Consider the following 25,455-nt stretch of genomic DNA (forward strand, 5'->3'; position numbering starts at 1 on the left):
TCTGCAGGTGACGGAAGTCACCGCAGGGGCCCGTTTCTCGTTTTCATGATCGTTGTGAGGCGTCACACAGCCTGGCCGGGCCGCACTGCAGGCCCCGACACGTGAGCTATCTCACGGGTGGGGCCTGTCTTTGTTGTGCTGGAGCGCCGGAGTCGGATTGATCTATGCCGCTGGCGCCAGGTGGCCGGTCTGGGTCCAGCTCCTCACCTCTTTCTTCTGACGGCGGTGGTGGGTGCGTCGGCGGGGGCGTTCGCCGCCGAGTGACAGCGTGTCCAGCCACTTCTTGATCTTGCGGCGGTTGGCGTGGGCGGGCTGGAAGGCGAGCAGGATCGTTCGGGCCGCGATGCCGCGGATACGGCGGGAGCCCGCTGGTTCGATGCCCTCGGCGAGGGGGTTCTCGGCGTAGCCGTTGTAGCCATCGACGCTGTTGCGGAGCCGGAAGTAGACCCTCTGCCACTCCGGACCGCCGTAGCCCAGGGCTTGCCACTGCTTGGCGCCGGCTCCAGGGCTGACGGTGATCGTGCGGTGTGGCCGATGAAGACATCGCTGATGCCGGCCTAGTTACGTATCAGGCCGAGCTGCTGTGCGGTGATGAAGACGTCGGACCCGTTGTCCATGCCGTTGGCGATGCGGTTGGCGATGGGGCGGAACCGGGAGGCCTCGGTGATGGCGATGATGTAGCGCAGCATGCCGCGCGCCTGGGTGGTGCGGTCGGTGTCGCGGATGCCGAGGTCCCTGAGGCTGCTCTCAAGGCTGAACTCGTTCAGGTTGACGGCGGTCAGCGACTGGTTCGCGACGCGGGTGAGGGCGTCGTAGCCCTCCTTGCCGAGGAACCAGTTGTCGTCGGCGTCCCCATGGTCGGGGACGTTGGAGGCGAGGTTCAGTACGAAGTCGTGCGGGGTGTCGCTGGAGAAGAACCGCACGACGCAGAAGTCGCTGAGCCGTACGATCGCATGCACCGCGGGGGTGTGGTTGCCGCTGCTGATCACGATGTCGGCGAAACTCTGGCTCTCCGTGTTGCCGGTGATGGCGACGACGTTCACCTCGGTGTCGAAGTTGGGCATGACGCGGCCGTTGGCCGAGGTCTCGGCGAGATTGCGCAACTGGTCGAGCATCGTCAGATAGGCGCCCGAGCCGCGATTGATGTTCCAGGGGACCTGTGGGAAGTCGACGTGTTTCTTGCCGGCGACGGTCTCGGCGTTGATCGTCACATGGTCCCCCGCCGTCGAGGCGGATGTCTCGGTCTCCCTGGGCACTGTGAAGAGCACCAGGATCCCGAGAAGGACGGACAAGGCGACCGCGATCAGAACGCTGGTGGGCATGGTGTGCTCCGGTTGTTCGACGTGCAGCGATGTCACGACCGACGCTCACAGCCAGGAGGTTGTTCGGCAGGCCCCTTTTGCCGCCGCATACAATTCCGGAGGATCGAATTCCGCATTACTTGTCCGGACGTAACACTGTCGTCGCTCCACGCCTCTACCTCACTGGCCTTCGCCGCCCGCCTCTTCGCGCCGGGGGCCGAAGCCCTCGCGCTGAGAGGGATCAGCCGGCCAAAGGACACAGCCGGGGCGGTGGCACCTCGGGAGCCGCCGGCGCCGCAGTGGGGGGCCGCATAGCCCTACCGCCCTGAGGCGCACAGCCGGCCGTCATGGACGCACGACGACGGTCCATCCGGGGTTGTAGGTGTCCGGCACCGGGAAACGTTGCCAGTCGCGCGCCCAGTGCGGTGGCTTCCGCTCGCGAAGGACCACCGCGCTGGGGTGCGCCGGGGGATCCGTCTCCGTGACAGTGCAGCCCGCGGTGTGGGCGATGGGAATCGTCGAACTGTTCCCCGCGAGGACACACGGCGGGTGCACCCCGTGCTCGCGCAGCACGGAGACGATCCGGTCCCAGTCTCCGCGGGCCCGCTGCTGGATGCCCGCATGGGTGTGGACGAGCCCGATCTGGATGCCCCAGTGCCCCAGGAGTGCCAGGGCGAGCACCGCGGCTGTCGGCAGCGAGCGGCGGGTGCGGGCCCGTTGTACGACGGCGAGGAGCCCGACAGCGGCAGGGAGCGTCAGCAGGGCGTAGGCCGGCAGCAGGAACCGCGGTGCGGCGTAGGGGACGAGGAAGAGATACGGCGCCGCCGTGGCCGCCGCCACCGCCACCGCCAGCCACAGCGGTGCAGCGGACCGGCGCGCCCGGCGCTCCGCCCACAGCCCCAGGCCGACCAGCAGCGGCAGCAGCACCCACCACTCCGTCACGGGCAGCCGTACGCTGTCGCCCGTACAGGGACGGCACAGCAGCGGGCCGTCCAGCGCGGTGAGATGGGCGCGCAGGGAGAAGACGGCCCGCAGGCCGCCCTGGACGTCGTCGGCCTCCGCGAGCCGGTTCCGCACCCCGCCGAACCGCACCTCGGCCTCGACGACCCAGGACAGCGCACCCGCCACGAGTCCGGCCACCACGGCCGACAGACGCCCCGGGAGGGGGCCGTGGCCGCGCAGTGTGGGCATCAGTACGGCGGCCAGGAGCAGCGGCACGGCGACGGCCACACCGTCGTTGGGCCGCATCAGGGTCACCACCGCCAGGCCTGCCGCGACACCGGCGTACCGGGGACGCGGCCCGAGGAAACAGCCCACCGCGGCGGTGGCACCCATCGCGGTGTAGTGGTTCGGCATCGCGGAACCGGCGTAGAACAGAGTGATCCACAGGCTGCCGTACAGCCCGGCCGCCACCCACACCGCCGCCGGGCGGTGCAGGATCCGCAGCCAGGGTCGGAATCCCAGCCAGAGCGCACCGCCGGCCAGCAGGAGCAACCACATCCTGAGCAGCACCGTGGAGTCGCTCCAGGAGGCGATCGGAGCGAGCAGCAGGGGGACCCCGCGGGTACGCGGGGCGCTGAACGGGGTCGCGGGAGCGTACGGCCCGAAGCGGCTGGCGTACACGATCTCGTCCCAGCCGAGCGGCAGTGTGAGCGGTACGAGGACGGCTGACAGCAGACAGAACCCGGCGGCCACGATCCACAGCATCCGCTGTGCCGAGGCCGCTGTGCGGTCCGCGTTCATCCGACCCGGCCCAGCTTGCGCCGCCCGCGGCGCACCGCTCCGCGGGCGAGGATGCCTGCCGTGGCGGCGAGCACGGTGGCACGGTCGCGCCAGTCGGCCGGGCCGGGCGGTGGAGGAGCGGACCGCCCGGCCCGCTCCTCCACCAGGGTGCTGAACAGGCGCTCGTACCGGTCGGCGACGCCATCCGGGGTGAATCGTTTCGCCGCACCGGCCCGGGCGGCCCTGCCCATCTCCGCACGCCGTCCGTCGTCCCGCATCAGTGCCAGGAGTGCGTCGGCCACGCCCCGGGTGCTGTCGCGCGGGACGAGACAACCGTCCACACCGTGGCGGATGATCTCGCCGGGCCCGTGGGGGCAGTCGGTGCTCACCACGGGCAGGCCGCAGCGCATGGCCTCCACGATCGTCATTCCGAACGACTCGTGCGCGGAGGTCACCGCGGCGATGGAGCCCCTGACCCACTCGGCCTCGATGGGCGTGACCGAACCCATCAGGAAGACCCGTTCTCCCAGCCCGTGGTGGGCTATCCGGTCGGCTATCCGGGCTCGCTCCGGGCCGTCCCCGTAGATGCGCAGGGACCAGTCGGGGCAGACCGCACCGGCCAGGGCGAACGCGTCGACCAGCATCTCGTACCGCTTGACGCGGGCCAACCGTCCTGCCGCGACGACCACCTTGGCCGCCGCGTCGGCCGGTGGCACCGGGGGTTCGGGGACGCTGTTGGGGATGGCCAGCATCCGGGTGCGCGGCAGCCGCATGCCGCGCCGGTGGTCGCGCGCGTCCGCCTCGGTCATGGTGACCAGCGCGTCGAGACCGCCGTACCAGCGCTGGAGTTCCTTCCGCAGTCGGTGCGGGTGGTTGTCGTGGGTGAGGTGCTCCTGGCCGACACGTACGGCATGTCGTGGCCCGAACCGGGCCAGCAGCGCGTTGAGTCCGGCCCTGGTGCCCACGACGACGTCGGCGTCCGTCTCCCGCAGCCAGCCGATGACCCGCTGCTCGGCGAGTCGGTGGTACTGGTGCGAGCGGCTGTCCCCCTTCGGGAAGACCTCTCCGGCCCGCCGGGCGAGAGGGTCCGCCCCGTCCGCGGATCCCTTGCGCCGGTCCACCAGGGCCCGCAGCGGCACCTCTGGCGACCGCCCCAGGTGTGGTTTCTCGCGGTGCCGGAAGACCGACACGAGTTCCACCTGGTGTCGCCCGGCGAGCGTGTCGGCGAGCGTCATTGTGGTCCGTACGGTGCCGCCCATCGCGTAGGCGTTGTGCAGCAGGAAGGCGATGCGCACGTGCGGCTCCGGGTGACTCAGGGTGCCGGGATCCGGCCTTGCTGCACAGACGCTCGCAACCGGAATGTTGTTTGGCACGTCCCTTTTGCCAGGTCAGACAATTCGGTGGGCGTACGGGCTGGCCGGCGGCAGGCTTTCTGCCTCTAACGGGACGCCCCCTGGAGATTGCTTGCCCGGCGCCCGCTTGCGGTTCTCGGCTCCGGCGACCGGGCGTCCGCCGTCGCCTCACGTTCCGGGACGGCGCCGAAGACCAAAGCCGTACGGCACCGGACCCGGCGCTGAGGACTTCGGCGAGGCGGGAGCACGCCGGCCGTCGGCGGTGGGTCGCCGGTGAGGGGGACTGTTTGACCCGGTGGGATGGTTGGAGGGACAACTCCCGGGCCCTTGACGATCGACCCGTCGCTGCGGGGCTGGATCGCACTGCTGACCCGGCCACTTTCATGATCCAACGAGATGGTCAGGGGCAGACCCGCCGGTACGGCCGGTCCGGAACATAGGTGCGCCACTGCCCCCGGGTCAGCTCCGCGTTCCCGGCACGGGCGCAGACAAGGGACACCGCTCGGTCCGGATCCACGACGTACCGCTGGAGCGGGACGTGCTTGCCGCCGGCGTACAGCATGGTGCTGTCCTGGCTGAAGGCGAGCGTGTCGACGCTCTCACCGGAGGTGGGCAGAGAAGGACCGAGAGGTTGCTGGGTCGAGATGTCCCAGAGTTGGACGGTGCCCTCGTCGCCGCCCACGGCGAGCGTGCTGCCGTCCGGACTGAAGGCGAGAGCCGTGATCGACTCAGCTGAGTCGGAGGACGGATCGACGGGTCCCGGGAAGACGTTCCTCAGGATGCCCGCTCGATGGCGGAGGTCGCCGTCCCAGACGGCCACCCGCCCCGTCCAGTCGCCGGCCGCCAGGCCGGAGCCGTCGGGAGCGAAGGCGATGGCTGCGATGCCGTCGTGCTGGACGAGGTCATGGGCGTGGGACCGGCCCGCTCGGACGACGCGGTTGTCGGTCACGAGGAGCCTCCCGTCCCGGCTGACGGCCAGATGACGGCCGGCCGGGCCGGGGAGGAGCGCCGTCCTCCGCCGCTGCGTGGTGTCCCATGTCTCGTTGACGAAACCGTCCTCGGTCAGACGTGCGGTGAGGAGCGTACGACCGCCCGGTCCCAGGGCGATCGCGTCCGGCGGCATCGCGGACGCCCTCGCCAGGTCCACAGTGGTCTTCGCCCGTCCGGCGGCCACGTCCCACACCGTCAGACGCTGAGGCACCGTGCCCCAGCCGAGGCCGGAGACTCCGTACGCGAACATGCCGCCGTCGGGGCTGAAGGACAGCAAGGGCTCGGTGCCGTCCGCGGGGACCGTCGGTACGCCGGTGCGGAAGACGGGATGAGAAGGTTCCGGCAGGGTGCGCAGCAGACGGCCGTCGCGTGTGCTCCGCAGCCGGAAGACGTAGCGGTCACCGATACGTTCGGCGGTGGCGAGCATCCTGCCGTCGGGGCTGAGCCGGACCCCGGTGAGCGGACTCGTGCGCCAGGCGCGGGTGAGCGTCGTGGTGAGGTCGAGGGTGTGGACCGTGCCCCCTTCGAGATACCGCAGCAGGGGCCGGGAGGAGTCCCAGGCGAGACCGGAGAGCGTCTCGTTGTCCAAGGAGTGCCGGAAAACGGGGGCGCCGCCGCTGGGCAGACGCCACACCCTGATCTCCTGGCCGCCGCCGGTCGCCAGAAACGAACCGTCCGCGCTCACGACGGCGGCGTCGGCACCCTGGTGGGCGACGTCGGCGAGCTCTCGTCCCGACGTGGTGTCCCATACACGCACCCGGTCCCCGGCGAGAGCGAGGAGCCGGCCGCCGGTGAGGGTCAGGAGGGTGCCGATGTCGTCACGACAGACGTCGCGAGCGCTCGTCCAGGCGCCGGAGCGGACGCTGCGCGTGGAGGTGTCCCAGACCTGCGGGGCCCGGCCGCGCGGACAGACGGCCAGCAGCCGGTCGTCGGCCGCCGCGTGGGTGAGCTCCCCCCGGCCGGCCGACGGGGTCCGGAAGACCAGACGGCCGTCGGTGACCGAGTAAAGCCCGGCCCGGTCGTCGTCCGGGCTCCTCACCAGGTAATTGCGGCCACTTGCCCCGAAGGTCACGGTGTCCCTGAACGGCAGGGGATCCCCGAGCCAGCGCCTCGTTCGGGTGTCCCACAACCGTTGGGTCCTGTCAGCGGCCTGGTGGATGACGAGCACCCGGCCGCCCGGATCCGCGGCGAGCACCGCCCCGTGAGGTACCGGCCCCGAGGCGGTACGGCGGTGGGTGCCCACATCCCACGTCCGCCAGGTGTCGTCGCTGATGCTGAGCAGAGTGCGCCCGGAGACGTCGAGGAACCGCTCCGGTGTGTCACCGGGCGCCGGGTCGGTGAAGTTGCCCAGTTCGGGCTGGGCCAGCGCGCCCAGCAGGGCTCGGCGGGACTCCGGCAGCGGAGAGATCCGCCATGCGGCGACACCGAGCAGCATCGCGGTGCGCGGGTCGGTGGTGCGCAGCGCTTCGGCGACCGAGGCCACCCGGCGGGCCGCCGTGTCGGTGGTCTGCTTCTCGCTGTCCTGACGCAGTCGCACGGCGGTCAGGCCGACGACCAGGGCCACCGCCAGCACGGCGCAGAGCGAGGCCGCGAGGGTGCGGCTCCGCCGCCGGGCCCGGGTGGCGGCCCGCTCCTCCGCCGCCCGCTGCTCCGCCGCGGTGACCAGGAAGGCCGTCTCCTCGGACGTCAGACCGTCGTAGCCGCGGTCGTCGCCCGCGAACAGTTCCTCGGCCCGCGCCAGGCGGGTGCCCCGGTAGAGCGTGCCCGGGTCACGGTCGTGCTCCAGCCAGGTGCGGGCGGCGTCGGTCAGCTGCCGGTGGTGGCGCAGCCGCTCCCGGTCCGCGTCGATCCACTCGCGCAGCCGCGGCCAGCAGGTGATGAGCGCCTCGTGGGCGAGCTGCACTCCGTCGTCGTCCGTGGTCAGCAGCCGGGCCCGGGTCAGCCGCCCGGCGACGGCTCGCACTTCTGGGTCCTCCCAGCCGGCCATTTCCTCCCAGCTGAGCGGGCGGCGCGTGTCGGCGTTGCCCTGGCCGGGCTCGACCATCCGCAGGAGCAGGTGCCGCGCGGCGTGCGCCTGCGCCGGTGAGAGTTCCCCGAACGCCTCCTCGGCGCTGGCCGCGATCGCGCCGCGTACCCCGCCGGCCGCTTCGTACGCGGCCAGGGTCAGCATCCGTCCCTTGCGCCGCCGCCAGGTCTCCAACAGGGCGTGGGACAGCATCGGCATTCCGCCGGGCTCGTCGAGCACGTCCTCGACGATCCGTGCGGTCAGTGTCCGCTCCACGATGAGCCCGGCCGCCTGCGCGGGGCCGACCACTGCCTCGCGCAGCTCGTCCGCGTTCATGGGCCCGACCAGGAGCCCGCTCCCGTGCAGCGCCTCCGCCAGTCGCGGGTGCTCGGCGCACCGCGCATAGAAGTCGGACCGTACGGCGATGAGCACGCGCAGTCGGCTTCCCGGGTCGCGCGCGGCGAGCAGAAGTTCGAGGAAGCGGTCCCGCTCGGCGCGTTCGCGGCAGAGGGTGAAGACCTCCTCGAACTGATCCACCACCACCCAGCTCTCCGGATCGTCGGCCGTCGGCGTCAGCAGGTGTGCGTAGGTGGTGGCGGGCCGGGCTCCCGGAGTGAGGATACGAAGCACCGCCGTACGCCCCTGTTGTGCGATCTTCTCCCGCAGCAGCGGAATCAGACCGGCCCGCAGCAGGGAGGACTTGCCGCTGCCGGACGCCCCGAACACCACGGTGAACGGGGACCCGCACCCCAGCTCGCTCAGCTCGTCGATCAGTCGGTCCCGGCCGAAGAACAGCTCACGGTCGTCCGGTTCGAAGCGCGCGAGGCCACGGTAGGGCGGTGCGGCGTCGGCATCCTCCTGCCTCTCCTCCCCGGCGAGCGCCTCGGCCTCCGCCCACCGTGCCTCCCACGGAACGGGGTCGGCGCCGCATGCCTGGACGTACGCCTGGAGCACGGCCAACGACGGCAGCCGCTCGCCGCTCGCCGCTTTCGCCAGGGTCGTCACCGAGAAGCCGGCCTTCTTCGCCATGGCCCGGTACGACACGCCACCCGCCGAACGGCGCAGCTCCCGAAGATCATGGGCGAGTCGCTGCACGGGACCGGCCGCCGGGTCGACCGGTAGTTCGGGGCGCCCCATGGCGAAGCCTCTTTCGCTTACCAGAAGAACATGCTGATCAGCAGCACAAGGTACTTTTCGTCCTCCTCGGGCGAGAACCCTTTCCGACTGTGATGTTCGCCGGAGAAGTTGCTCTCGTCACCGAAAGCAAACGATCCCGACGGCAGTGACCGCTCTCGATGACGGCCGAATCCTGGCCCTCCACGCATCCCGCCGGCCGGACGTACGAGCCGCGCCAGTGGGCTCATGGCGGCGGCAACAACCAGCGGCTCCGTCTTCCAGGGTCCGTGGCCCGTGCACGTCCTCGACACTGTCGAGTTCGATGTCGCTGGTCGCAGGGGCCCGGAGATGAGCGGCAGCGGCCGGTAAGGGTCGAGCTGGCTCAGCGCCTCAGGCACATCGGGGGCGATCTGGTCCGCCCGGCCCACGCAGATGTGCTGGTCCGGCAGCAGGGGCAGGGCCCTGCACCCCTGGCCGGGGCCGTGGTGCTGCTTCCGGAGGGGACGGCCTCCCTCAGGACCCGGCCCCTCAGGACCCGGCCGGGGACGTAGCGCTCCCGGCCTGCCGGCGGGGGCTCGGTCTGGCAGGCCGATACCTCACTCCCGTACGCCCGCCAGGTCCACCGGACTGCGGCGCAGGGCGAGGGCCGTCGGGACGAGCGCGGAGGTCACGGCCAGGAGCGCGCAGGCCGTCACCGTCGTGCCGAGGGCCTGCCACGGGAGGGCGACGGGGGGACGGACCGACAGCAGCGCGAGGGCGCTCCACAGGCCGGCCAGGTTGACGCCGGTGACCAGGAGGCCGAGGAGCGCGCCGGCCGTGACGACGGTCAGGGCCTCGGCGCCGGTCAGCCGCAGCACCTGCCATCGGGTGGCGCCGGCCAGCCGCAGCACCGCCAGGTCGCGCAGCCGGTCGGAGGTCCCCATGACCGTGGTGTTGGCCACGGAGATGCCGGTGTGGAGAAGGGCGATGCCGAGCACCAGGAGCAGGCCGAGGCGGGTGGTGTGGTCGGTGTCGGGGCGCGTGGCCTCGATCCACGCCTCGCGGGTGAGGACCTCGCCGCGACCGGTGCCGACGGCGCTGCGGAGGGCGTCGGCCACGGCTGCCGGGGCGGTGCCGTCCACGAGGGCCACGTCGATCCGGTCGACCCCGGCGCCCGGGGCGTTGCGGGGGGTGACGTAGACGCCGTTGTCGCCGGTGCCGGTGGTCATCACGGCGGCGATGCGCAGGGTGCGGGGCGTCCCGTCGCCGAGCCAGACCCGGACCCGTTCGCCCACTCGGTGCCGTTGCCACTCCTCGTTGACGATGATCGAGTCGTCGTCGAGGTCGCCGGCCTCGCCCGCGGTGAGCGGGAGGCGCGCGGTGGCCGCCAGGCTGCCCGGGGTCGCGGCACGGGCCTCGGAGCGGAGCAGGGCCACCCCGTCCTCCAGGACGTGGACGGCTGTCGACGACGTCGGGGAGATCACCGTGCCCGGGATCGCGCGCAGTGCGCGCAGGGTGGTGTCGTCGAAGCCCGTTCCGGGGGGCGGGGTGAGGACGAAGGCGGCGGTGGTGCGGTCCCGGGTCTCGCTGGTCTTCGCCTGGTTCAGGGTCGCGGTGGTGCCGAGGAGTGAACCGGCCAGGGCGACCGTGACCAGGACGGGGGCGGCGAGAGCGGCGGTGCGGCGTATTCCGGTGGCGGTGTTCTCGCGCACCAGCATGCCGGTGGCCGAGGGCAGGCAGGTCAGCAGGCGGATCAGGGGGCCCAGGACGAGGGGTGCGAGCAGGGCGGCGGCGGTGATCAGCAGCATGGGGCGGCTGATGTAGGTCTTGCGGTGGAGCAGGTCACCCGGGTCGCCGGTGAGGGAGAGGGCCAGGGTGATGGCGGCCGTGAGCAGGAGGGCCGTGCCGCACAGCAGGCGTCCTCGGGTCGGCGTCCTGTCCGCGGCCGCCTCGCGCAGGGCCGCGGTGGGGGCGGTGCGGCCCGCCCGCCAGGAGGCCGCGGCCGCTCCGCACAGGGCGACGAGCAGGCCCGTCCAGAAGGCCGCGTGGTAGGGCCAGGTGTGGTCCCCGATGGTGAACCACGCCGGGGCCAGGCCCTCGTCGGCCACCCGGGCGGCCAGCAGCGGTGCGCCGTAGGAGCCGAGGGCGCAGCCGGTGGCCGAGGCGAGGGTGCCGACGGCCAGGGCCTCGGTGAGGACGGTCCGGCGGATCTGGCCCGGGGTGGCCCCGGCGGTGCGCAGGAGCGCGAACTCCCGGCGGCGCTGGGCGACCGCGAAGGCGAAGGTCGACGCCACGACGAAGACCGACACGAAGGTGGTGACACCGCCGGCGGTGCCGAACAGGGCGTTCATCGCGGTGAGCGCCTCGCTGTCGCGGTCCGCGCCGGGGTCGGCGAGGCGGCGTGCGGTGCCGGTGAGGACCTGGGCGCCGGTGCCCACGACCTTCCGTACGGCCGTGGCGTCGGCGTCGATCCCCAGCCGGTGGACCGCGACGGACCCGGCGGCGGGCCGGTCCACGACCACCGGGCCCAGTTTCCGCAACTCGGCGACGGTCGCGGCGGGGATCGGGCGGGGGTGGGCGAGCCGGGCATCGCGGTCACCGACGAGGGTCGGCACGCGCAGCGTGTCCCGGCTCTTGACGACGACCGGGGCGGCGGCCAGGCGGTCAAAGCCGCGCTGTGGGGCGGTGGACGACGAGGCCAGGGCCAGGCCCGTCACCGTCAGCAGGGCCACGCCCAGGGAGAGGGCGACGAAGCTGCCGGTGAAGGTGATCCAGCGGGCGCGCAGGGTGCGCAGGGCGACGCTCAGCACGGCACGGCCTCCAGGCGGGTCATGCGCGTGGCGATGGTGTCGGCGCCGGCGCCGGTCAACTCCCCGCTCACGCGCCCGTCGACGAGGAAGAGCACGCGGTCGGCGTGCGCGGCGGCGACCGGGTCGTGCGTGACCATGACGACCGTCTGGCCCTCGTGGTCGGCCATGCCGCGCAGCAGCCCCAGCACCTCGAGGCCGGTCCGCGTGTCCAGGGCGCCGGTCGGTTCGTCACCGAACAGCACATCGGGGCGGGTGATCAACGCGCGGGCCAGGGCGACGCGTTGCTGCTGGCCGCCGGACAGCTGGGAGGGTCTGTGCCGGGCCCGCTCGGCCAGGCCGACCTGCTGGAGCGCCTGGCGGACCCGGGCCCTGGGGACGCGGCGGCCGGCCAGGCGCAGGGGCAGAGCCACGTTCTGCTCGGCGGTCAGCGAGGGCAGCAGGTTGAACGCCTGGAAGACGAACCCGACGCGCTCACGGCGCAGCAGGGTCAGCCGCCGCTCGCTCAGGCCGGTCAGTTCGGTGCCGCCCAGGGTGACCGAGCCGGAGGTGGGCCGGTCCAGGCCGGCGGCGCACTGGAGCAGGGTGGACTTGCCGGAGCCGGAGGGGCCCATCACGGCGGTGAAGCTTCCCGCGGGGAAGGCGAGCGAGACCCCGTCCAGTGCGGTCAACGGTCCGTACGTCCTGGTGACGGAGTCCAGCCGGATGGCGTGGTGGCTCATGGGATCCCCCTGGTGTCGATGTCGCCTCCCACGTAACCGGGCGGAGGCGGGCCGGCGCAGTGCGGCGGGACCTAGACCTGGGGTAGGGCCAGGCCTACCTCCGGGCATCCCCCTGGGCCCATCGCCCGGGCCCCGCGGGCCTTCTACGGTGATCCCCATGCGCCCTCGGAACGTGTGGCAGGCCATGTCCCGCCCCGGCTATCTGCTCTCGGCCTGGCCGTGGCGGTCGGCCGGTTACCTGCTCACGGGCGCGGTCCTCGGCGTCGTCGTCCTCGTGGGTTTCGTGACGTCGGTGGCGGCCGGCGGGGTGCTCGCACTCGCGCTGGTCGGGCTGCCGTTGCTGCTTGGCACCGCCCTGGCGGGCATTCCGGTGGCGGCGCTGGAGCGGTTCCGGCTGCGGCTGGTCGACGCGGAGCCGGCGTCCGACCCGCACGAGCCGCCCGGGGAGCCGGGGCTGCGTGCGTGGCTGTCCACACGGGTGCGGGAGCGGGCCACCTGGCGGGAGCTGGGCCACGCCCTGCTGTTCGCGGGGCTGTTGTGACCGGTCGACGCTCTCGCGCTGGCCGTCTTTCTGGCGGGCCCGTTGTCCGTGGTCGCGACTCCGGTGTTCCTCGGGGTCTTCGGCGAGGCGAAGGTGCTCAAGGTGTGGCTGGTCACCACCTGGCCGGCTGCCGCCGGGTGCGCCGTCCTGGGGCTGGTCCTGCTGGCCGTGGGCGGCTGGCTGCTGGGCGTGGCGGCCGGGGCCCGAGCCGGGCTGGCCCGGCTGCTGGTCGCGCCGCCGGAGGCCGATCTGGGGGCCAGGGTGGCCGAACTGGCCCGGTCCCGGGTGCGGTTGGTGGACGCCTTCGATGCGGAGCGGCGGCGGATCGAGCGGGATCTGCACGACGGGGCGCAGCAGCGGCTCGTCGCCCTGACGATGACGCTCGGGCTGGCCCGGCTGGACGCCCCGCCCGGGCCGCTCGCCGACCAGCTCGCCAAGGCGCACCAGGAGGCGGGCACGGCCCTGGCGGAACTGCGCGAGCTCATCCGGGGCATCCACCCCAAGGTCCTCGCCGACTACGGCCTCGAAGCCGCCGTCGCCGACGCCGCCGACCGCACGGCCGTGCCCGTGGACGTCGGCCTGGAGCTGCCCGGGCGGCTGCCCCGGGCCGTCGAGGCCGCCGCGTACTTCGTGGTGTGCGAGGCGCTCGCCAACGTGGACAGGCACAGCGGGGCGAGCCGGGCGGCGGTGAGCGGAGAGCACCGCGACGGGCGGCTGCTGCTGCGGATACGCGACGACGGGCGCGGTGGCGCACGGGCCGGGGAGGGCAGCGGGCTGACCGGGCTCGCCGACCGGGTGTCGGTGCTCGATGGCAGACTCGCCCTGTCCAGTCCGCCCGGCGGACCGACCCTGCTGTGTGTGGAGATCCCTTGTGACCCTGCGAGTTGAGCGGCCGCTGCGGGTCGTCCTGGCCGAGGACGGCGTGCTGCTGCGGGACGGGCTCGTCGGGCTGCTCGGACGCTGCGGGCACGAGGTCGTCGCGGCCGTGGGGGACGCCGGGGCGCTGGTCTCGGCCGTCCGGGAGCACGCGCCCGACGTGGTCGTGACGGACGTGCGGATGCCGCCCGGCTTCCAGGACGAGGGCCTGCACGCGGCCGTACGGCTGCGCCAGGAGCGGCCCACCCTGCCGGTGCTGGTCCTCAGCCAGTACGTGCAGCGCCGGTACGCCGCCGAGCTGCTGGACTCCGGCGACGGTACGGGCGTCGGCTATCTGCTCAAGGACCGGGTCGGCCAGGTCGAGGAGTTCGTCGAGGCGCTCGGCGAGGTGGCCGACGGCGGCACGGTCGTCGACCCCGAGGTCGTACGGCAGTTGCTGCGCCGCCGCCGCGACCCGCTGGAGCGGCTCACCCCGCGTGAGCGGGAGGTGCTGGCGCTGATCGCCGAGGGCCGGTCCAACAGCGCCATCGCCCGCGAACTGGTCGTCTCCGAGGCGGCCGTGGGCAAGCACATCTCCGGCATCCTGGCCAAGCTGGACCTGCCTCCGGCGCACGAGACCCACCGCCGGGTGCTGGCGGTGCTGGCGTACCTGCGGGCGTAGGGCGGCCCGGAAGGCCGACTGCTGCCGACCCGTTGTACGAAAACCGGTGATGTCGAGATGAGCTGGTTCCATCGCCTCGTCATCAGGGTGCCGGCCCGGGAGGACCACGGTCGGCCGGAGCGGCCCTCGCTGACCGACCCGTGGCAGTTGCCGCTGCCCTGTGCGGCCGCGCCGCGTCTGCCGGGGCGCTGCGTCCGGCGGGGAGTGAACCGGCCGCCCCGGGCGGGCAGTCGGACGCCGGGCGGATGGGGCTCGCCGTGCGGTAGCCACCCACCGCCGACCGACCGTGAGTGAAGTCATGGCCCAAACAAGCCGGTTGCCAAGTTTTTCCGGCACCCGGATCGCACCATGGATCCCCAGCCACCGGACCAAGGAGCGATGCGTCATGGCACAGCAGGCCTGCCCCTTCCTGTCGATCGACCCGTCCGGCCAGGACCTCTACGGCGAGATAGCCCGGATCCGCGCCCAGGGCCCGGCCGTGGAGGTGGAACTCCCCGGCGGTGTACGGGCGTGGTGGATCAACGGCCTGGAGCTGAACAAGCGGCTCCTGGCCGGTCCCGAGACGAGCAAGGACGCGTACCAGCACTGGCCGGCCTGGATCAACGGGGACATCTCCCGCACCTGGCCGCTCGCCATCTGGGTCTCGGTGCGCAACATGGTCACCGCCTACGGCACCGACCACAGCCGGCTGCGCAAGCCGATGGCCGCCGCCTTCACCAAGCGCCGCGTCGACGCGCTGCTGCCGCGCGTCCAGGAGATCGTCGACCGCGCGCTGGATGGCTTGGAAAGGGTTCCTGAGGGCGAAGTCGTCGACCTGCGGGCCGCGTTCGCGGCACCGGTGCCGCACGAGGTGGTGTGCGAGCTCTTCGGCGTACCGCACGGCGAGGACGGCCCGCGCACGGCGCTCTACCGCATCATCAGCCGCTTCTTCGACACGGCGATCTCCCTGGAGGACGCCCAGGCCAACGCCGTCGACCTCTACGGCACGCTGACCGCGTTCCTGCGGGACAAGCGGGAGCACCCGGCCGACGACCTGACGACCGCGCTCATCGCCGCCCGCGACGAAGGCGGCCTCAGCGAACAGGAGCTGATGGACAACCTGATCCTGCTGCTCACCGCGGGCTTCGAGACGACCGTCAACCTCATCGACAACACCGCGCACAGCCTGCTCGCCCACCCCGGCCAGCTCGAACTCGTCCGCTCCGGGCAGGTGGCTTGGGAGGACGCCCTGGAGGAGGCACTGCGTCACGAGGCCCCGGGCGCCATGTCGGGCCTGCGCTACGCCGTGGAGGACATCGAGATCGAGCCGGGTCTGACCATCCCGAAGGGCGACCCGGTCGTCGTCTCCTTCGCTGGGGCCGGACGCGACCCCGAGCGCCACGGACCGGACGCCGACCGGTTCGACGTCACGCGCGCGACCAGCCGCGACCATGTGTCCTTCGGCCACGGCGTGCACCACTGCCTGGGCCGCCCCCTCGCCATGGTCGAGGCGACGGTGGCCCTGAGGTCGCTGTTCGAGCGTTTCCCGCGGCTGGCCCTGGCCGATCCGTCGCGTCCGCCGAGGCGACTGCGGTCGATCATCTCCACGGGCCACGAGGAGCTTCCGGTGCTGCTGCACGGCAGGGGCCCGGGCCCGCGGCCGGACGAGGCGGACGCCGTCAGGAAGCCGCCCGGCCCCGGAGGAACGCGCGGTACCAGGGTGCCGCGCGGCTGAACGCGGCCGCGAACCCCGCGCCGGGCGAGCAGTCGAGGTCCTTCCAGAACGCGTCGTCCACGAACCAGTGGTCGACCGTGAGCATGCCCAGATGATGGAGGGCGAGCGGCGATCCGGCGGCCCGCTCCAGTGCGGTGGCGACGTCCACCGCGGCACCGCCGCCGGGCTCCTCCACCTGCGCGCACACGGCCCCGAGCAGCTCCGCCACGGGCACCGGCTCGGGGTGGCCGACGTGGTGGGCACCGCCCTCGTGCGCCGGGGAGAGGGCCGCGGCCACCACCGCACGGCCCAGGGTGTCCACGTCGATCATCGACTGGAGGGCCTCGCAGCCGGTCAGGGTGGCCGACAGTTCGTGCATCAGCCACACCAGTCCGGGGATCACCCAGCGGTCGCCCTCGCCGTACACGAGGTGCGGGCGCAGCACCAGGCCGCCCGCGTCGAGGACGTGCCGCTCGGCGGCCGCCCGGGTGCGGCTGGTGGCCGAGGCCGGCGCGATCGGCGCCTCCCCGGGACGTACGCCGCGGAAGGGGCCCCGGCCGTGGACGGCGGCGGTGCTCACGTAGACGATCCGGCGCACCCCGGCGCGCACGGCCTCCTCGACCAGGGTCCGGGTGCCGTGGCCGTTGACGGCCTCGGCGGTCTCGGCGTCGCCGCCGATCCGGCTGGCGCAGTGCACCAGGACGTCGGTGTCGGCGCAGGCGCCGCGCAGGGAGGGCGGGGCGCAGAGGTCGCCGTGGACGAACTCGGGCCCGGGCGGGGCGTGCCGGGACATCAGGCGTACGCGGACGCCCGGCTGCCGCTGGGCCGTGGCGGCGACCCGGCCGCCGACGAAGCCGCTCGCCCCCGTGATCAGAAGATTGACCGTCACGGCAGGGACCGTACCCGCGCGGACTGCTGCGCAGAGGTCAGTGTGGCGGTGAAGACGGACTCGCCGTCCTGGCGCCCCGAGACCCGTACGGTCACCTCGTCCCGGTCCTCGTCGAGCAGCTCTGTCTCCAGCCGGCAGGGGCTGTGCAGCTCGGTGTAGCGGGCGAAGACGGCCGTCATCGTGCGGGGCAGGAAGGGGCGCCGGCCGGATGCGGCGGCCGCGGCCTGGCGGGCCGCCTCGAACAGGACCATGCCGGGGACGTGGTCGTTGGGCCGGGGGAAGAGGACCGGGTGGCCGGTGTCCACGCGCAGGTGCCAGACGCCGGGGCGGTCGGCGGGGGCGAGGACCACGTCCTCGGCGCGGGAGCGGCCGACGAGTTCCGGCGTGATGCCGGGCAGCAGCGCGACCGGGGTGTCCGCGGCGGCCGTTCTCCCCGCCCGCAGGCGGCGGTAGGCGAGGGGCGAGGTGCAGCCGGTGCTGCCGGTGCCGCGGGCGACGAAGCGCCCCGCGCGGCGGAACTCCATCGTGGTGCGCATGCTCGCCAGGCCGCGACCGCGTCGGCGTATCTCGGAGCACACGACGTCGATCTCCACCGGCTCGGCGGCGTCCCTCAGCAGCAGCGCGGACGGGTCGGCGGAGACCGTCAGGTCCCACATGACGAAGTGAGTGTCGGCCGGGACACCGAACTCGGCGTGCGCGAGCACCATGGAGGCCTGCCGTAACGTTTCGCCCACGACCATCGGGTCCTGGTGGCGGTCGTCGACGGGACCGAAGAAGGGGTGGGCGGCCGGCCAGTACGCGGTGAAGCGGAAGCGGGTGTCGGAGATTCGGGTCCAGCGGGCGGGGAAAACGTCCCTGTCGGTGGTGCGGTGAGCGAGTTCTCCGGTGACGGGGGTGTGCGCCGGTGGAGGGGCGGTGCGTGGCGCGTTCTCGACGGCCGCGGAGGTCTCGTTTGGCGGTCGGCCCCCGTATCCGGTCTGATCGTCCGTGAGTGCGCTTGAAGGGCCTGTCTCCAGCATGAGAACCCCCAGGGTCGACTACCCGGCTGCGGTCGGCGTCCGACTAAGGTACGGACGAGTCGGTCTTTTTCAAAGGGTGGGACACCCCCGCGCGGACAGGCTCTCGCGCCCTCGCTGCACGGCGACTTCACAGAGATCGACGGAGATCAGGAGGCACCCGATGATGCGACAGGAGCGCGCGATCCGCACCCGGCGGACCATCCTGGAGGCGGCCGCGGCCGTCTTCGACGAACGCGGATACACCTCGGCGACCATCGGCGAGATCCTGGACCGGGCAGGCGTCACCAAGGGCGCCCTGTACTTCCACTTCGGTTCCAAGGAGGAACTGGCGGTGGGGGTGTTCGAGGAACAGCTCGCGATCACGCTCCCTCCCCAGCCCAGCAAGCTCCAGGAACTGGTCGACTCGGGTCTGGTGCTGGCCCGCCGGCTGCGCTCCGAACCACTGGTGCGGGCCAGCGTGGGACTCGCCCTCGACCAGGGGGCCATGGACCTCGACCGCACCCCGGCCTTCCGGATGTGGATCGACCAGAACGTGCAGGTCCTGGGCGAGGCGAAGGCACGGGGCGAACTGCTGCCGCACGTCGACGTGGCGGACACGGCGGAGCTGCTGGTCGGCAGCTTCTCGGGGGTGCAGCTGCTGTCCCAGCTGCGCTGCCAGCGGCAGGATCTGGAACGCCGTGTCGTCGTGCTGTTCGAGCACTTCCTGCCGAGCATCGCCGTCCCCGCGGTGCTGGCCCGGCTGGAGATCTCGGCGGACCGGGGGGAGCGGTTGCTGGCGGAGGGGGGCGCGGCGGAGGCGGTGCCGGCGTCCTCGGCTTCCTCGGCGGTGTCGGCTGAGGCGGCAGCGGCTGTGCCGGCGGAGGCGCCCTCGGGGGCGTAGGCCGTGTTGACGGGGGTCTTCGAGGGCGTGGGCCGTGTTGGTACGGGGGTCTTCGGGGGCGTGGGCCGTGTTGGTACGGGCGTTTTCGGGAGCGTAGGCCCTGCCGGTGCGGGCGTCTTCGGGGGCGTGGGGGTGGTGGGGCTTTCGGAGCTCTCGGCCGTTGTCGTACGTGTTGTCCACACCTGCGGAGTTGTCCACAGGGTCTGACGCGTTTCGGCCGCCGGTTGTACGGTCGGCACGAGTTGATGTTCGTGCGCGTGTGGGGGAGGCGGTCGGGATGACCAGGGCTGAGGACGGGACCACGGCTGCGGAGAAGGCGGCGCGGCGGCTGCCCCGGGTGCGCGGCTTCGCCGAGTGGCCGGCCGAGGGCTCGCCCAAGGACGAGGGCAAGGCTCTGCGCAAGCGGGTCCCGCGCAGCGCGCACGCCACCCTCGACCCGGACGAGTCCCGGCCCGGCGCGGTGAGCGCGGTCGAGGAGTCGGGCCGCGGACGGCTGCCCGGGCTCGCCCCGATCCGGGTGGGCCGCATGGCCGCCACCCCGTTCGCATTCCTGCGCGGCTCGGCGGGCCTCATGGCATACGACCTGGCGCGCACGCCGATGACCAGGATCCGGGCGCAGATCTGCGGCGACGCCCACGCGGCCAACTTCGGCCTGTACGGCGACGCGCGCGGCGGCCTCGTCATCGATCTGAACGACTTCGACGAAACGGTGCACGGCCCCTGGGAGTGGGACCTCAAGCGCCTCGCGACGTCCCTGGTGCTCGCGGGCCGGGAGGCCGGAGCCGACGAGGACCAGTGCCGCAAGGCGGCGTACGACACGGCGGGCGCCTACCGCAGGACCATGCGGCTGCTGGCCAGGCTCCCGGTGCTGGACGCCTGGAACGCCATCGCGGACGAGGAGCTCGTCTCCCACGCGGACGCCCATGACCTGCTCGGCACGCTGGAGCGGGTCTCCGAGAAGGCCCGCCTCAACACGAGCGGCCGTTTCGCGGCCAAGTCGACCGAGGCCGCCGAGGACGGCGGACGCCGCTTCGTCGACGCCCCGCCGGTGCTGCGGCGCGTCCCGGGCACGGAGGCCGCGGTGGTGGCGGCGTCCCTGGAGGAGTACGTCGGCACCCTGCCGGAGGACCGCCTGCCGCTCCTCGCCCGGTACGCGGTGCAGGACGTGGCGTTCCGCGTCGTCGGCACCGGCAGTGTCGGCACCCGGTCCTACGTCGTCCTGCTCCTGGACCACCGGGGTGAGCCGCTGGTGCTCCAGGTGAAGGAGGCGCGGGCCTCGGCACTGGTGCCGCATCTGCCGACGGCCGGTTTCGAGGTGCCCGAGGCCGGCCACGAGGGCCGCCGGGTCGTGCTGGGCCAGAAGCGGATGCAGGTCGTGAGCGACAACCTGCTGGGCTGGACGACGGTCGACGGCTTCCCCTTCCAGGTCCGCCAGTTCCGCAACCGCAAGGGCAGCGTGGATCCGGCCGCTCTGGCAGCCGACCAGATTGACGACTACGGCCGCATGACCGGCGCGCTCCTGGCCCGGGCCCACGCCCACAGCGCCGATCCGCGGCTCATCGCCGGGTACTGCGGGAAGAACGAGGAGCTGGACGAGGCGATAGCGGGGTTCGCCGTGGCCTATGCGGACCGGACCGAGGCGGATCACGCGGAGCTGGTGGCGGGGGTGAGGGCGGGGAAGGTCGCGGCGGAGATGGGGGTGTAGGGGCGGGGCCACCCTCCGGTCGGCTCGGCTCGGCCTGGCTCGACTCGGGTGCGGGTGCGGGTGCGGGTGTGGATTCGGGTTCGGGTTCGGGTTGAGGCTTGGGCTGGGGTTGAGGTGAGGGGTCGCGCAGCGCCCCGGCCGGGCCGTGGTGGGGCAGGGCCCGCCGGAGGTCGGGGCAGGGCTCACCGTATGGCGGGGCAGGGCTCAAACCGGAGGTCGGAGCATGGCCTGCCGGAGGTCGGGGGCAGGCCGGCGGTCCGGGGCGCGGACGGGGTCGGGCCGTGGCCTACGCTGGTCGGGTGACGACCCCCGAAGCTGAGCAGGACGGTGGCGACGCCGCCCGCCCCGAGGCGCGGCTGGAGCGGGCCGTACGGGCCGCCGAGCAGGCGTTGATCGAGTACGAGATCGCCGTCGAGACCTTCCGGGTCGAGGTGGAGAACTTCTCCCGGCTGCACGAACAGAAGCTCGGTCCGCTGTACGCCCGACTCGAGGATCTGGACGCCCGGATCCTGGAGGCCAGGGCCGCTCGCAGCGGCGACCCCGACGACCGGCGCCGGGCGGAGGAGGCCCGGGCCCGCCTCGCCCCGATCCCCGGTGTCGAGGAGCTGCTCAACGGCTGGATGGACGACAGCGGCCTCTTCCCGGAGGCCGCGGCGATGCTCACGGACCGGGCGGTCCGGCCTCCGCAGCGGGTCCGCCCCAGCGAGGAGGCCCGCAAGCTCTACCGCGACCTGGCCCGCAAGGCCCACCCGGACCTGGCGCAGGAGGAGAAGGAGTGCGAGCGGCGCGAGGAGTTCATCACCCGGGTCAACGCCGCCTACGCCCGCGGCGACGAGGCGGAGCTGCGCGAGCTCGCCGAGGAGTGGGCCAGGGGACCCGAGCTGAAGCGGGGCCCGAGCCGCGCCGAGGAGCTCTACGCCCGCCTCGAATGGCTCGCCCAGCGCAAGGAACTGCTCGCCCTGCTCGCCCGGGAGCTGGAGGACAGCGCCATCGGCCACATGCTCCAGCTGGCCCCGGACGACCCGGACCGTCTGCTGGAGGAGATCGGGCAGCAGCTGCTCACCCAGGTCGCCGAGCGCGAGACGGAACTGGCCGTGCTGCTCGGTGAGGGCGCGGGCGAGGGCTGAGCCGCGTCCCGTCCGGCCCGGGGGGCGGTTCGGGTAGCGTCGGACGCATGACTTTCGGAGCTGGTGTGCCCACCGTCGCGGTCGCGGACCTCAAGGACGGCGACTTCCTGCTGGACGTCCGGGAGGACGACGAGTGGAAGGCTGGTCATGCCCAAGGGGCGCTGCACATCCCGATCAGTGAGTTCGTCGCCCGGTACGGCGAGCTGTCCCAGGCAGCCCCGCAGGACGGCCGGGTCCATGTGATCTGCCGTTCCGGCGGCCGTTCCGCCCAGGTCACGATGTACCTGGCCCAGCAGGGCATCGACGCGGTGAACGTCGACGGCGGCATGCAGGTGTGGGAGGCGGCGGGCCGTCCCGTCGTGACGGACGACGGGCAGCAGGGGTTCGTCCTCTAGCTCGTCGCCGAGCTCGTCCTCCGGCCCATCGCGTCAGGCCCTGGTCAGGCCAGGGGGTGTGTAGCCAGCAGGTCGCCCAGGGCCTCCTCGTGCGCCGCGGCCGGCCCGAGGGACAGCTCCAGGTGCTTGGCCCAGGCGTGGTAGCGGTGCAGGGGGTAGTCGACGTCGGCGCCGAACCCGCCGTGCAGATGCTGCGCGGTCTGCACGACCCGGCGTACCCCCTCCGCGGCCCAGATCTTGGCGACGGCGACGTCACCTGCGGCGGGCAGTGCCCCCGGGGCACCCGAGGTGATCCGCCACGCGGCCTGCCAGAGGGTGGCCTCCATCGCGCGCAGGTCGATGTAGCGGTCGGCGGCCTGCACGGCGACGGCCTGGAAGGTCGCGAGGGGGAAGCCGAACTGCTCCCGCTTGCCGGTGTACTCCCCGGTCATCCGCAGCACGCGTTCCCCGAGCCCCAGCGCCAGCGCGCACGTGCCGGTGGTCAGCAGGTCCCGCAGCCCCTCCCATGCCCCGTCGGCGTCGATCACCTCCCCGGCGGCGAGCCGCGCCGATTCCAGCCGCAGTTCGCCGAGCCGCTCGCCGCTGGTGGAGAACTGCTCGGCGAGGACGACGCCCTGGTGCCCGCGCGGGACCAGGGCGAGTACGGTCCGGCCGGTCCCGGTGTGCGCCGGGACGACCGTGACGTCGGCGTCGTGGGCCCAGGGCACCGCCGTCTGCACTCCGTCCAGTACCCACGCCTCGCCGTCCCGCCGTGCGGTCACGGCCTGCTCGGCCGGGTCGTGGCCGGTGCGGCCGTGTGCGGCGACGGTCAGCACGAGTTCGCCCCGGCCGGCCCGGGCGAGCAGGGCCGCCTTCGCCTCGTCACCGCCGTGGGCCTGGACGGCCGCCGCTGCCGCGCTGCTCTCCAGTAGCGGGACCCTGGCCAGCACCCGTGCCGACTCCCGCAGCACCAGGCACAGGGCGATGGCGTCCAGGCCGGCTCCGCCGTACCGCTCGTCGAGGAGCAGGCTCAGCAGGTCCGCGTCGGCGAGCCTGGCCCACAGAGCATGGTCGTACGCATCGGCGACGGCTCCCGGGGTGAGGGCCGGGCTGGGCACGGTGTCCGGGGCGACTCCGGCGAACACGCCCTTCGCCGCCTCGGCCGCCGCCTGCTGCTCCTCGGTGAAGGTGAAGTCCACGGTGGCTGTCCTCCCGGCGATCCCGTTGAGCTGACGGGGCGTCAAGATAGAACAGGTTCTAGAAGAAGGGAATGGGCGTGCGGGCGGGCGCCGTAGGGTGTCACTCCTGTGGACGACCGGCCCGGGCGCCCTGTGGATAACCTGCGGGGGTCCCCTGTGGACCAGGGGGACTGCCGCTCCTGCGCGGTCGCGGTCGCCGTACGGTCGGCTCGCGCGGTGTGGCGACGGCCACGGCCGGGACCGGCGGAAGGGGCTGTGCCCGGGTGGGCGGCCTGAGTACCGTGCCCGGGTGCCGACATCGCACGGCGGTGCGCGGGCGGTACGACGCCCTCGCGGCCGGTGGCCGGGAAGCCGGGTGGGCTGGTGGGCGTAACGAGGGACCGGGGATCGGGAACGGGGCGGAATGAACGCGTACGACGAGGGCTCGGACGCCCGGCACGGGCCGGGTGCGCCGGCCGAGCCGGGCCCGCCTGCCGAGCCGCCTGACCAGCCACCGGTCCGGTACGCGCCTGCCGACCCGCGCGGCCCGTTCCCGGTGTCGTCCGCGCCTGCCGAGCCGCCTGACCAGCCCCCGGTCCCGTCCGTGCCTGCCCAGCCCGGCCCGTCCCCGGAGCGGCACCCGCCCGTGGGCCCCCCTGCCGGGATAGCCGCGCTGTCCCTCCCCTTCCGGATCGCCGTCGCGCTGGCGGTCGCGGTCGTCGCGGTCGGGGTCTGTGCGCATCTCGGGATGACGTTCCTGCACGTCGCGCCGGCGAACACGGTCACCCGGGAGCACGGCGAGGCCGTGGACGACTGGATCTACCCGGAGTTCGAGCAGAACTGGAAGCTCTTCGCGCCGAACCCGCTGCAGCAGAACATCTCCATCCAGGTCCGTGCCCAGGTCCGCGGGCCGGACGGCATGACGCTGACCACCGGCTGGTACGACCTGTCCGCCGAGGACGGCCGGGCCATCGACGGCAACCTGCTGCCCAGTCACACCCAGCAGAACGAACTGCGCCGCGCCTGGGACTTCTTCGTCGCCACCCATGACGGCGAGAACCAGCCGGTGGGCCTGCGCGGCGCGCTCTCCGAGTCGTATCTGCGCCGGATCACGGTGCTGCGCCTCGGCCGCGACGACGCGGTGCGAGCCACCGGCGGGGGCGGCGGTGTCATGGAGCGCGTGCAGGTCCGGTCCCGCACCAGCAACGTGCCGCCGCCCGAGTGGAGCCGGGAGAAGGTCTCCACGACGCCGTCCTACCGTGAGCTGCCGTGGTGGAAGGTGCCGCGGGACGAGGCCGAGGGGGGCGTCGGGTGAACCGCTTCTCCCTGGCTGTCTCGCGCGGCGTCGCCGGCGTCACCGAGGCGGCCCTCGGCCCGTACCAGACCGCCGTCGTCCGCATCGGCTTCAGCGCCACCTGGCTGCTGTTCCTCCTGCGCGAACTGCCCCACCGCCACGAGCTCTACGGCCCCGACGGCCCCTGGAGCTGGGATCTCGCCGAGCAGCTGATCGGGACGAACGGCGCTTTCACCACCCTGATGTGGTCCGACGGCCGCCTCTGGTTCGAGATCGTCTACGCCCTCGCGATCCTCGCCGGTGCTCTGCTGATGCTGGGCTGGCGCACCCGCACCATGTCGGTGCTGTTCATGGTCGGTGTCCTGTCGCTGCAGAACCGCAGCGTCTTCATGGGCGACGGCGGCGACAACGTGCTGCACCTGATGTCGATCTACCTGGTGTTCACGCGCTGCGCCCAGGTGTGGTCGTTGGACGCCCGGCGGGCGGCGCGGAACCGGGCGGCACGCGCGCGTGGGGAGCGGGTCACGGACCGGACCGGGCCGGCCCTGTGGGGCGTCCTCGGATTCGTGCTGATCGCGGTGACCCTGGCCGGCCGGATGGAGGGCGACTGGCTGATACCGGCCCTGCTGTGGACCGTGTGGGTGGCGCAGGCCCTGTGGTGGCTGGTCGGCCGCAGGGCCAGGTCCGGGGAGCCGCGGATCCTGCTCGACGTGGTCGCCAACGTCGTGCACAACGGCGCCCTGCTCGTGATCATGGCCGAGGCGTGCCTGATCTACGCGACGGCCGGCTGGTACAAGATCCAGGGCTCCCGCTGGCAGGACGGCACCGCGGTCTACTACCCGCTCCACCTGGAGTACTTCTCGCCCTGGCCCGCGCTCGCCGACCTGTTGTCCGCCAGCGGCACGATGGTGATGCTCGTGACCTACGGCACGGTCCTCGTGCAGGTCGCCTTCCCGTTCACCCTGTTCAACCGGCGGGTCAAGAACGTCCTGCTCGCGGTCATGATCACCGAGCACGCGGTGATCGCCGTCGTCCTCGGCCTGCCGTTCTTCTCGCTGGCGATGATCGCGACGGACGCGGTGTTCCTGCCGACGGGCTTCCTGCGCCGCCTCGGCGGCTGGACGGCACGCGCGCGGGACCGCCTCCCGCGCCGCGACCGGCCCGGGCCGCTCCCCAGCGGCACGCGCGGGAGAGTCCCGAGACCACGCACGTAGGCTTCGGGGC

Annotated in this window: 17 protein-coding genes and 1 pseudogene; 9 read left to right on the top strand and 9 right to left on the bottom strand. The window is 73.0% G+C overall.

Annotated elements, in window-relative coordinates:
• Positions 1 to 557 precede the first annotated feature (557 nt).
• The 6 genes from ACZ5TL_RS01605 to ACZ5TL_RS01630 all read right to left on the bottom strand — a co-directional run bounded on the left by ACZ5TL_RS01605 (position 558) and on the right by ACZ5TL_RS01630 (position 11,994).
• Positions 558 to 1,322, bottom strand: coding sequence for a ribosome-inactivating family protein (locus ACZ5TL_RS01605; RefSeq protein WP_468586512.1), 765 nt, complete (start codon positions 1,320 to 1,322; stop codon positions 558 to 560).
• Positions 1,323 to 1,646: 324 nt separating this feature from the next.
• On the bottom strand, positions 1,647 to 3,044 hold the full coding sequence (locus tag ACZ5TL_RS01610) for a hypothetical protein (RefSeq protein WP_468586514.1): 1,398 nt from the start codon (positions 3,042 to 3,044) through the stop codon (positions 1,647 to 1,649).
• Positions 3,041 to 4,318 carry a glycosyltransferase gene (locus ACZ5TL_RS01615; RefSeq protein WP_468586516.1) on the bottom strand — a complete coding sequence of 426 codons (1,278 nt, stop codon included), beginning with the start codon at positions 4,316 to 4,318 and terminating at the stop codon, positions 3,041 to 3,043. The genes ACZ5TL_RS01610 and ACZ5TL_RS01615 overlap by 4 nt, the downstream gene beginning before the upstream one ends.
• A 457-nt stretch (positions 4,319 to 4,775) precedes the next feature.
• On the bottom strand, positions 4,776 to 8,507 hold the full coding sequence (locus ACZ5TL_RS01620; RefSeq protein WP_468586518.1) for an nSTAND1 domain-containing NTPase: 3,732 nt from the start codon (positions 8,505 to 8,507) through the stop codon (positions 4,776 to 4,778).
• Between the two features lie 575 nt (positions 8,508 to 9,082).
• The gene (locus ACZ5TL_RS01625; RefSeq protein WP_468586520.1) at positions 9,083 to 11,275 is read right to left on the bottom strand and encodes an FtsX-like permease family protein; all 2,193 of its coding nucleotides are present in this window, start codon (positions 11,273 to 11,275) and stop codon (positions 9,083 to 9,085) included.
• Complete coding sequence (locus ACZ5TL_RS01630; RefSeq protein WP_468586522.1) at positions 11,269 to 11,994, bottom strand: ABC transporter ATP-binding protein; 726 nt, start codon at positions 11,992 to 11,994, stop codon at positions 11,269 to 11,271. The genes ACZ5TL_RS01625 and ACZ5TL_RS01630 overlap by 7 nt, the downstream gene beginning before the upstream one ends.
• 157 nt (positions 11,995 to 12,151) lie before the next feature.
• On the opposite strand from ACZ5TL_RS01630, the pseudogene ACZ5TL_RS01635 reads away from it, so the two are divergent.
• The 3 genes and pseudogenes from ACZ5TL_RS01635 to ACZ5TL_RS01645 all read left to right on the top strand — a co-directional run bounded on the left by ACZ5TL_RS01635 (position 12,152) and on the right by ACZ5TL_RS01645 (position 15,786).
• Positions 12,152 to 13,423: pseudogene (locus tag ACZ5TL_RS01635) on the top strand (sensor histidine kinase).
• Positions 13,413 to 14,072: a response regulator gene (locus tag ACZ5TL_RS01640; RefSeq protein WP_468587070.1), complete on the top strand. Its 660-nt coding sequence runs from the start codon at positions 13,413 to 13,415 to the stop codon at positions 14,070 to 14,072. Before ACZ5TL_RS01635 ends, ACZ5TL_RS01640 begins: the two are co-directional and overlap by 11 nt.
• A gap of 385 nt (positions 14,073 to 14,457) precedes the next feature.
• The gene (locus ACZ5TL_RS01645; RefSeq protein WP_468586524.1) at positions 14,458 to 15,786 is read left to right on the top strand and encodes a cytochrome P450 family protein; all 1,329 of its coding nucleotides are present in this window, start codon (positions 14,458 to 14,460) and stop codon (positions 15,784 to 15,786) included.
• On the opposite strand, the gene ACZ5TL_RS01650 is transcribed toward ACZ5TL_RS01645, so the two are convergent.
• Both ACZ5TL_RS01650 and ACZ5TL_RS01655 read right to left on the bottom strand, forming a co-directional pair.
• The gene (locus tag ACZ5TL_RS01650) at positions 15,731 to 16,654 is read right to left on the bottom strand and encodes an NAD-dependent epimerase/dehydratase family protein (RefSeq protein WP_468586526.1); all 924 of its coding nucleotides are present in this window, start codon (positions 16,652 to 16,654) and stop codon (positions 15,731 to 15,733) included. The genes ACZ5TL_RS01645 and ACZ5TL_RS01650 overlap by 56 nt on opposite strands.
• Positions 16,651 to 17,673: a ScbA/BarX family gamma-butyrolactone biosynthesis protein gene (locus ACZ5TL_RS01655; RefSeq protein ID WP_468586528.1), complete on the bottom strand. Its 1,023-nt coding sequence runs from the start codon at positions 17,671 to 17,673 to the stop codon at positions 16,651 to 16,653. The genes ACZ5TL_RS01650 and ACZ5TL_RS01655 overlap by 4 nt, the downstream gene beginning before the upstream one ends.
• A 160-nt stretch (positions 17,674 to 17,833) precedes the next feature.
• Here ACZ5TL_RS01655 and ACZ5TL_RS01660 point away from each other — a divergent pair, with 160 nt between their 5' ends.
• From ACZ5TL_RS01660 to ACZ5TL_RS01675, 4 genes are all read left to right on the top strand, one after another.
• Positions 17,834 to 18,553: a ScbR family autoregulator-binding transcription factor gene (locus ACZ5TL_RS01660; RefSeq protein ID WP_468586530.1), complete on the top strand. Its 720-nt coding sequence runs from the start codon at positions 17,834 to 17,836 to the stop codon at positions 18,551 to 18,553.
• 277 nt (positions 18,554 to 18,830) lie between these two features.
• Positions 18,831 to 20,258, top strand: coding sequence for a DUF2252 domain-containing protein (locus ACZ5TL_RS01665; protein ID WP_468586532.1), 1,428 nt, complete (start codon positions 18,831 to 18,833; stop codon positions 20,256 to 20,258).
• 299 nt (positions 20,259 to 20,557) lie between these two features.
• Entirely contained in the window at positions 20,558 to 21,385 is an 828-nt protein-coding gene (locus ACZ5TL_RS01670; protein WP_468586534.1) for a hypothetical protein, read from the top strand.
• 65 nt (positions 21,386 to 21,450) lie between these two features.
• On the top strand, positions 21,451 to 21,780 hold the full coding sequence (locus ACZ5TL_RS01675) for a rhodanese-like domain-containing protein (protein WP_468587072.1): 330 nt from the start codon (positions 21,451 to 21,453) through the stop codon (positions 21,778 to 21,780).
• A 44-nt stretch (positions 21,781 to 21,824) separates the two neighbouring features.
• Here ACZ5TL_RS01675 and ACZ5TL_RS01680 read toward each other — a convergent pair whose 3' ends face one another.
• A complete protein-coding gene (locus tag ACZ5TL_RS01680; RefSeq protein WP_468586536.1) occupies positions 21,825 to 22,958 on the bottom strand; it encodes an acyl-CoA dehydrogenase family protein in 1,134 nt (377 codons plus the stop codon).
• Between the two features lie 403 nt (positions 22,959 to 23,361).
• Here ACZ5TL_RS01680 and ACZ5TL_RS01685 point away from each other — a divergent pair, with 403 nt between their 5' ends.
• Both ACZ5TL_RS01685 and ACZ5TL_RS01690 read left to right on the top strand, forming a co-directional pair.
• A complete protein-coding gene (locus ACZ5TL_RS01685) occupies positions 23,362 to 24,252 on the top strand; it encodes a DUF5819 family protein (protein WP_468586538.1) in 891 nt (296 codons plus the stop codon).
• The gene (locus ACZ5TL_RS01690) at positions 24,249 to 25,445 is read left to right on the top strand and encodes an HTTM domain-containing protein (protein ID WP_468586540.1); all 1,197 of its coding nucleotides are present in this window, start codon (positions 24,249 to 24,251) and stop codon (positions 25,443 to 25,445) included. Before ACZ5TL_RS01685 ends, ACZ5TL_RS01690 begins: the two co-directional genes overlap by 4 nt.
• Positions 25,446 to 25,455: the final 10 nt, after the last annotated feature.

Source organism: Streptomyces sp. NPDC033136, from assembly GCF_055578235.1.

What these genes read in the sequence shown, in the direction of transcription:
- ACZ5TL_RS01665 (WP_468586532.1), top strand. Translation starts at nt 18,831, where the DNA reads ATGACCAGGGCTGAGGACGGGACCACGGCTGCGGAGAAGGCGGCGCGG.
- ACZ5TL_RS01620 (WP_468586518.1), bottom strand. Translation starts at nt 8,507, where the DNA reads ATGGGGCGCCCCGAACTACCGGTCGACCCGGCGGCCGGTCCCGTGCAG.
- ACZ5TL_RS01660 (WP_468586530.1), top strand. Translation starts at nt 17,834, where the DNA reads ATGATGCGACAGGAGCGCGCGATCCGCACCCGGCGGACCATCCTGGAG.
- ACZ5TL_RS01610 (WP_468586514.1), bottom strand. Translation starts at nt 3,044, where the DNA reads ATGAACGCGGACCGCACAGCGGCCTCGGCACAGCGGATGCTGTGGATC.
- ACZ5TL_RS01605 (WP_468586512.1), bottom strand. Translation starts at nt 1,322, where the DNA reads ATGCCCACCAGCGTTCTGATCGCGGTCGCCTTGTCCGTCCTTCTCGGG.
- ACZ5TL_RS01685 (WP_468586538.1), top strand. Translation starts at nt 23,362, where the DNA reads ATGAACGCGTACGACGAGGGCTCGGACGCCCGGCACGGGCCGGGTGCG.
- ACZ5TL_RS01645 (WP_468586524.1), top strand. Translation starts at nt 14,458, where the DNA reads ATGGCACAGCAGGCCTGCCCCTTCCTGTCGATCGACCCGTCCGGCCAG.
- ACZ5TL_RS01630 (WP_468586522.1), bottom strand. Translation starts at nt 11,994, where the DNA reads ATGAGCCACCACGCCATCCGGCTGGACTCCGTCACCAGGACGTACGGA.
- ACZ5TL_RS01655 (WP_468586528.1), bottom strand. Translation starts at nt 17,673, where the DNA reads ATGCTGGAGACAGGCCCTTCAAGCGCACTCACGGACGATCAGACCGGA.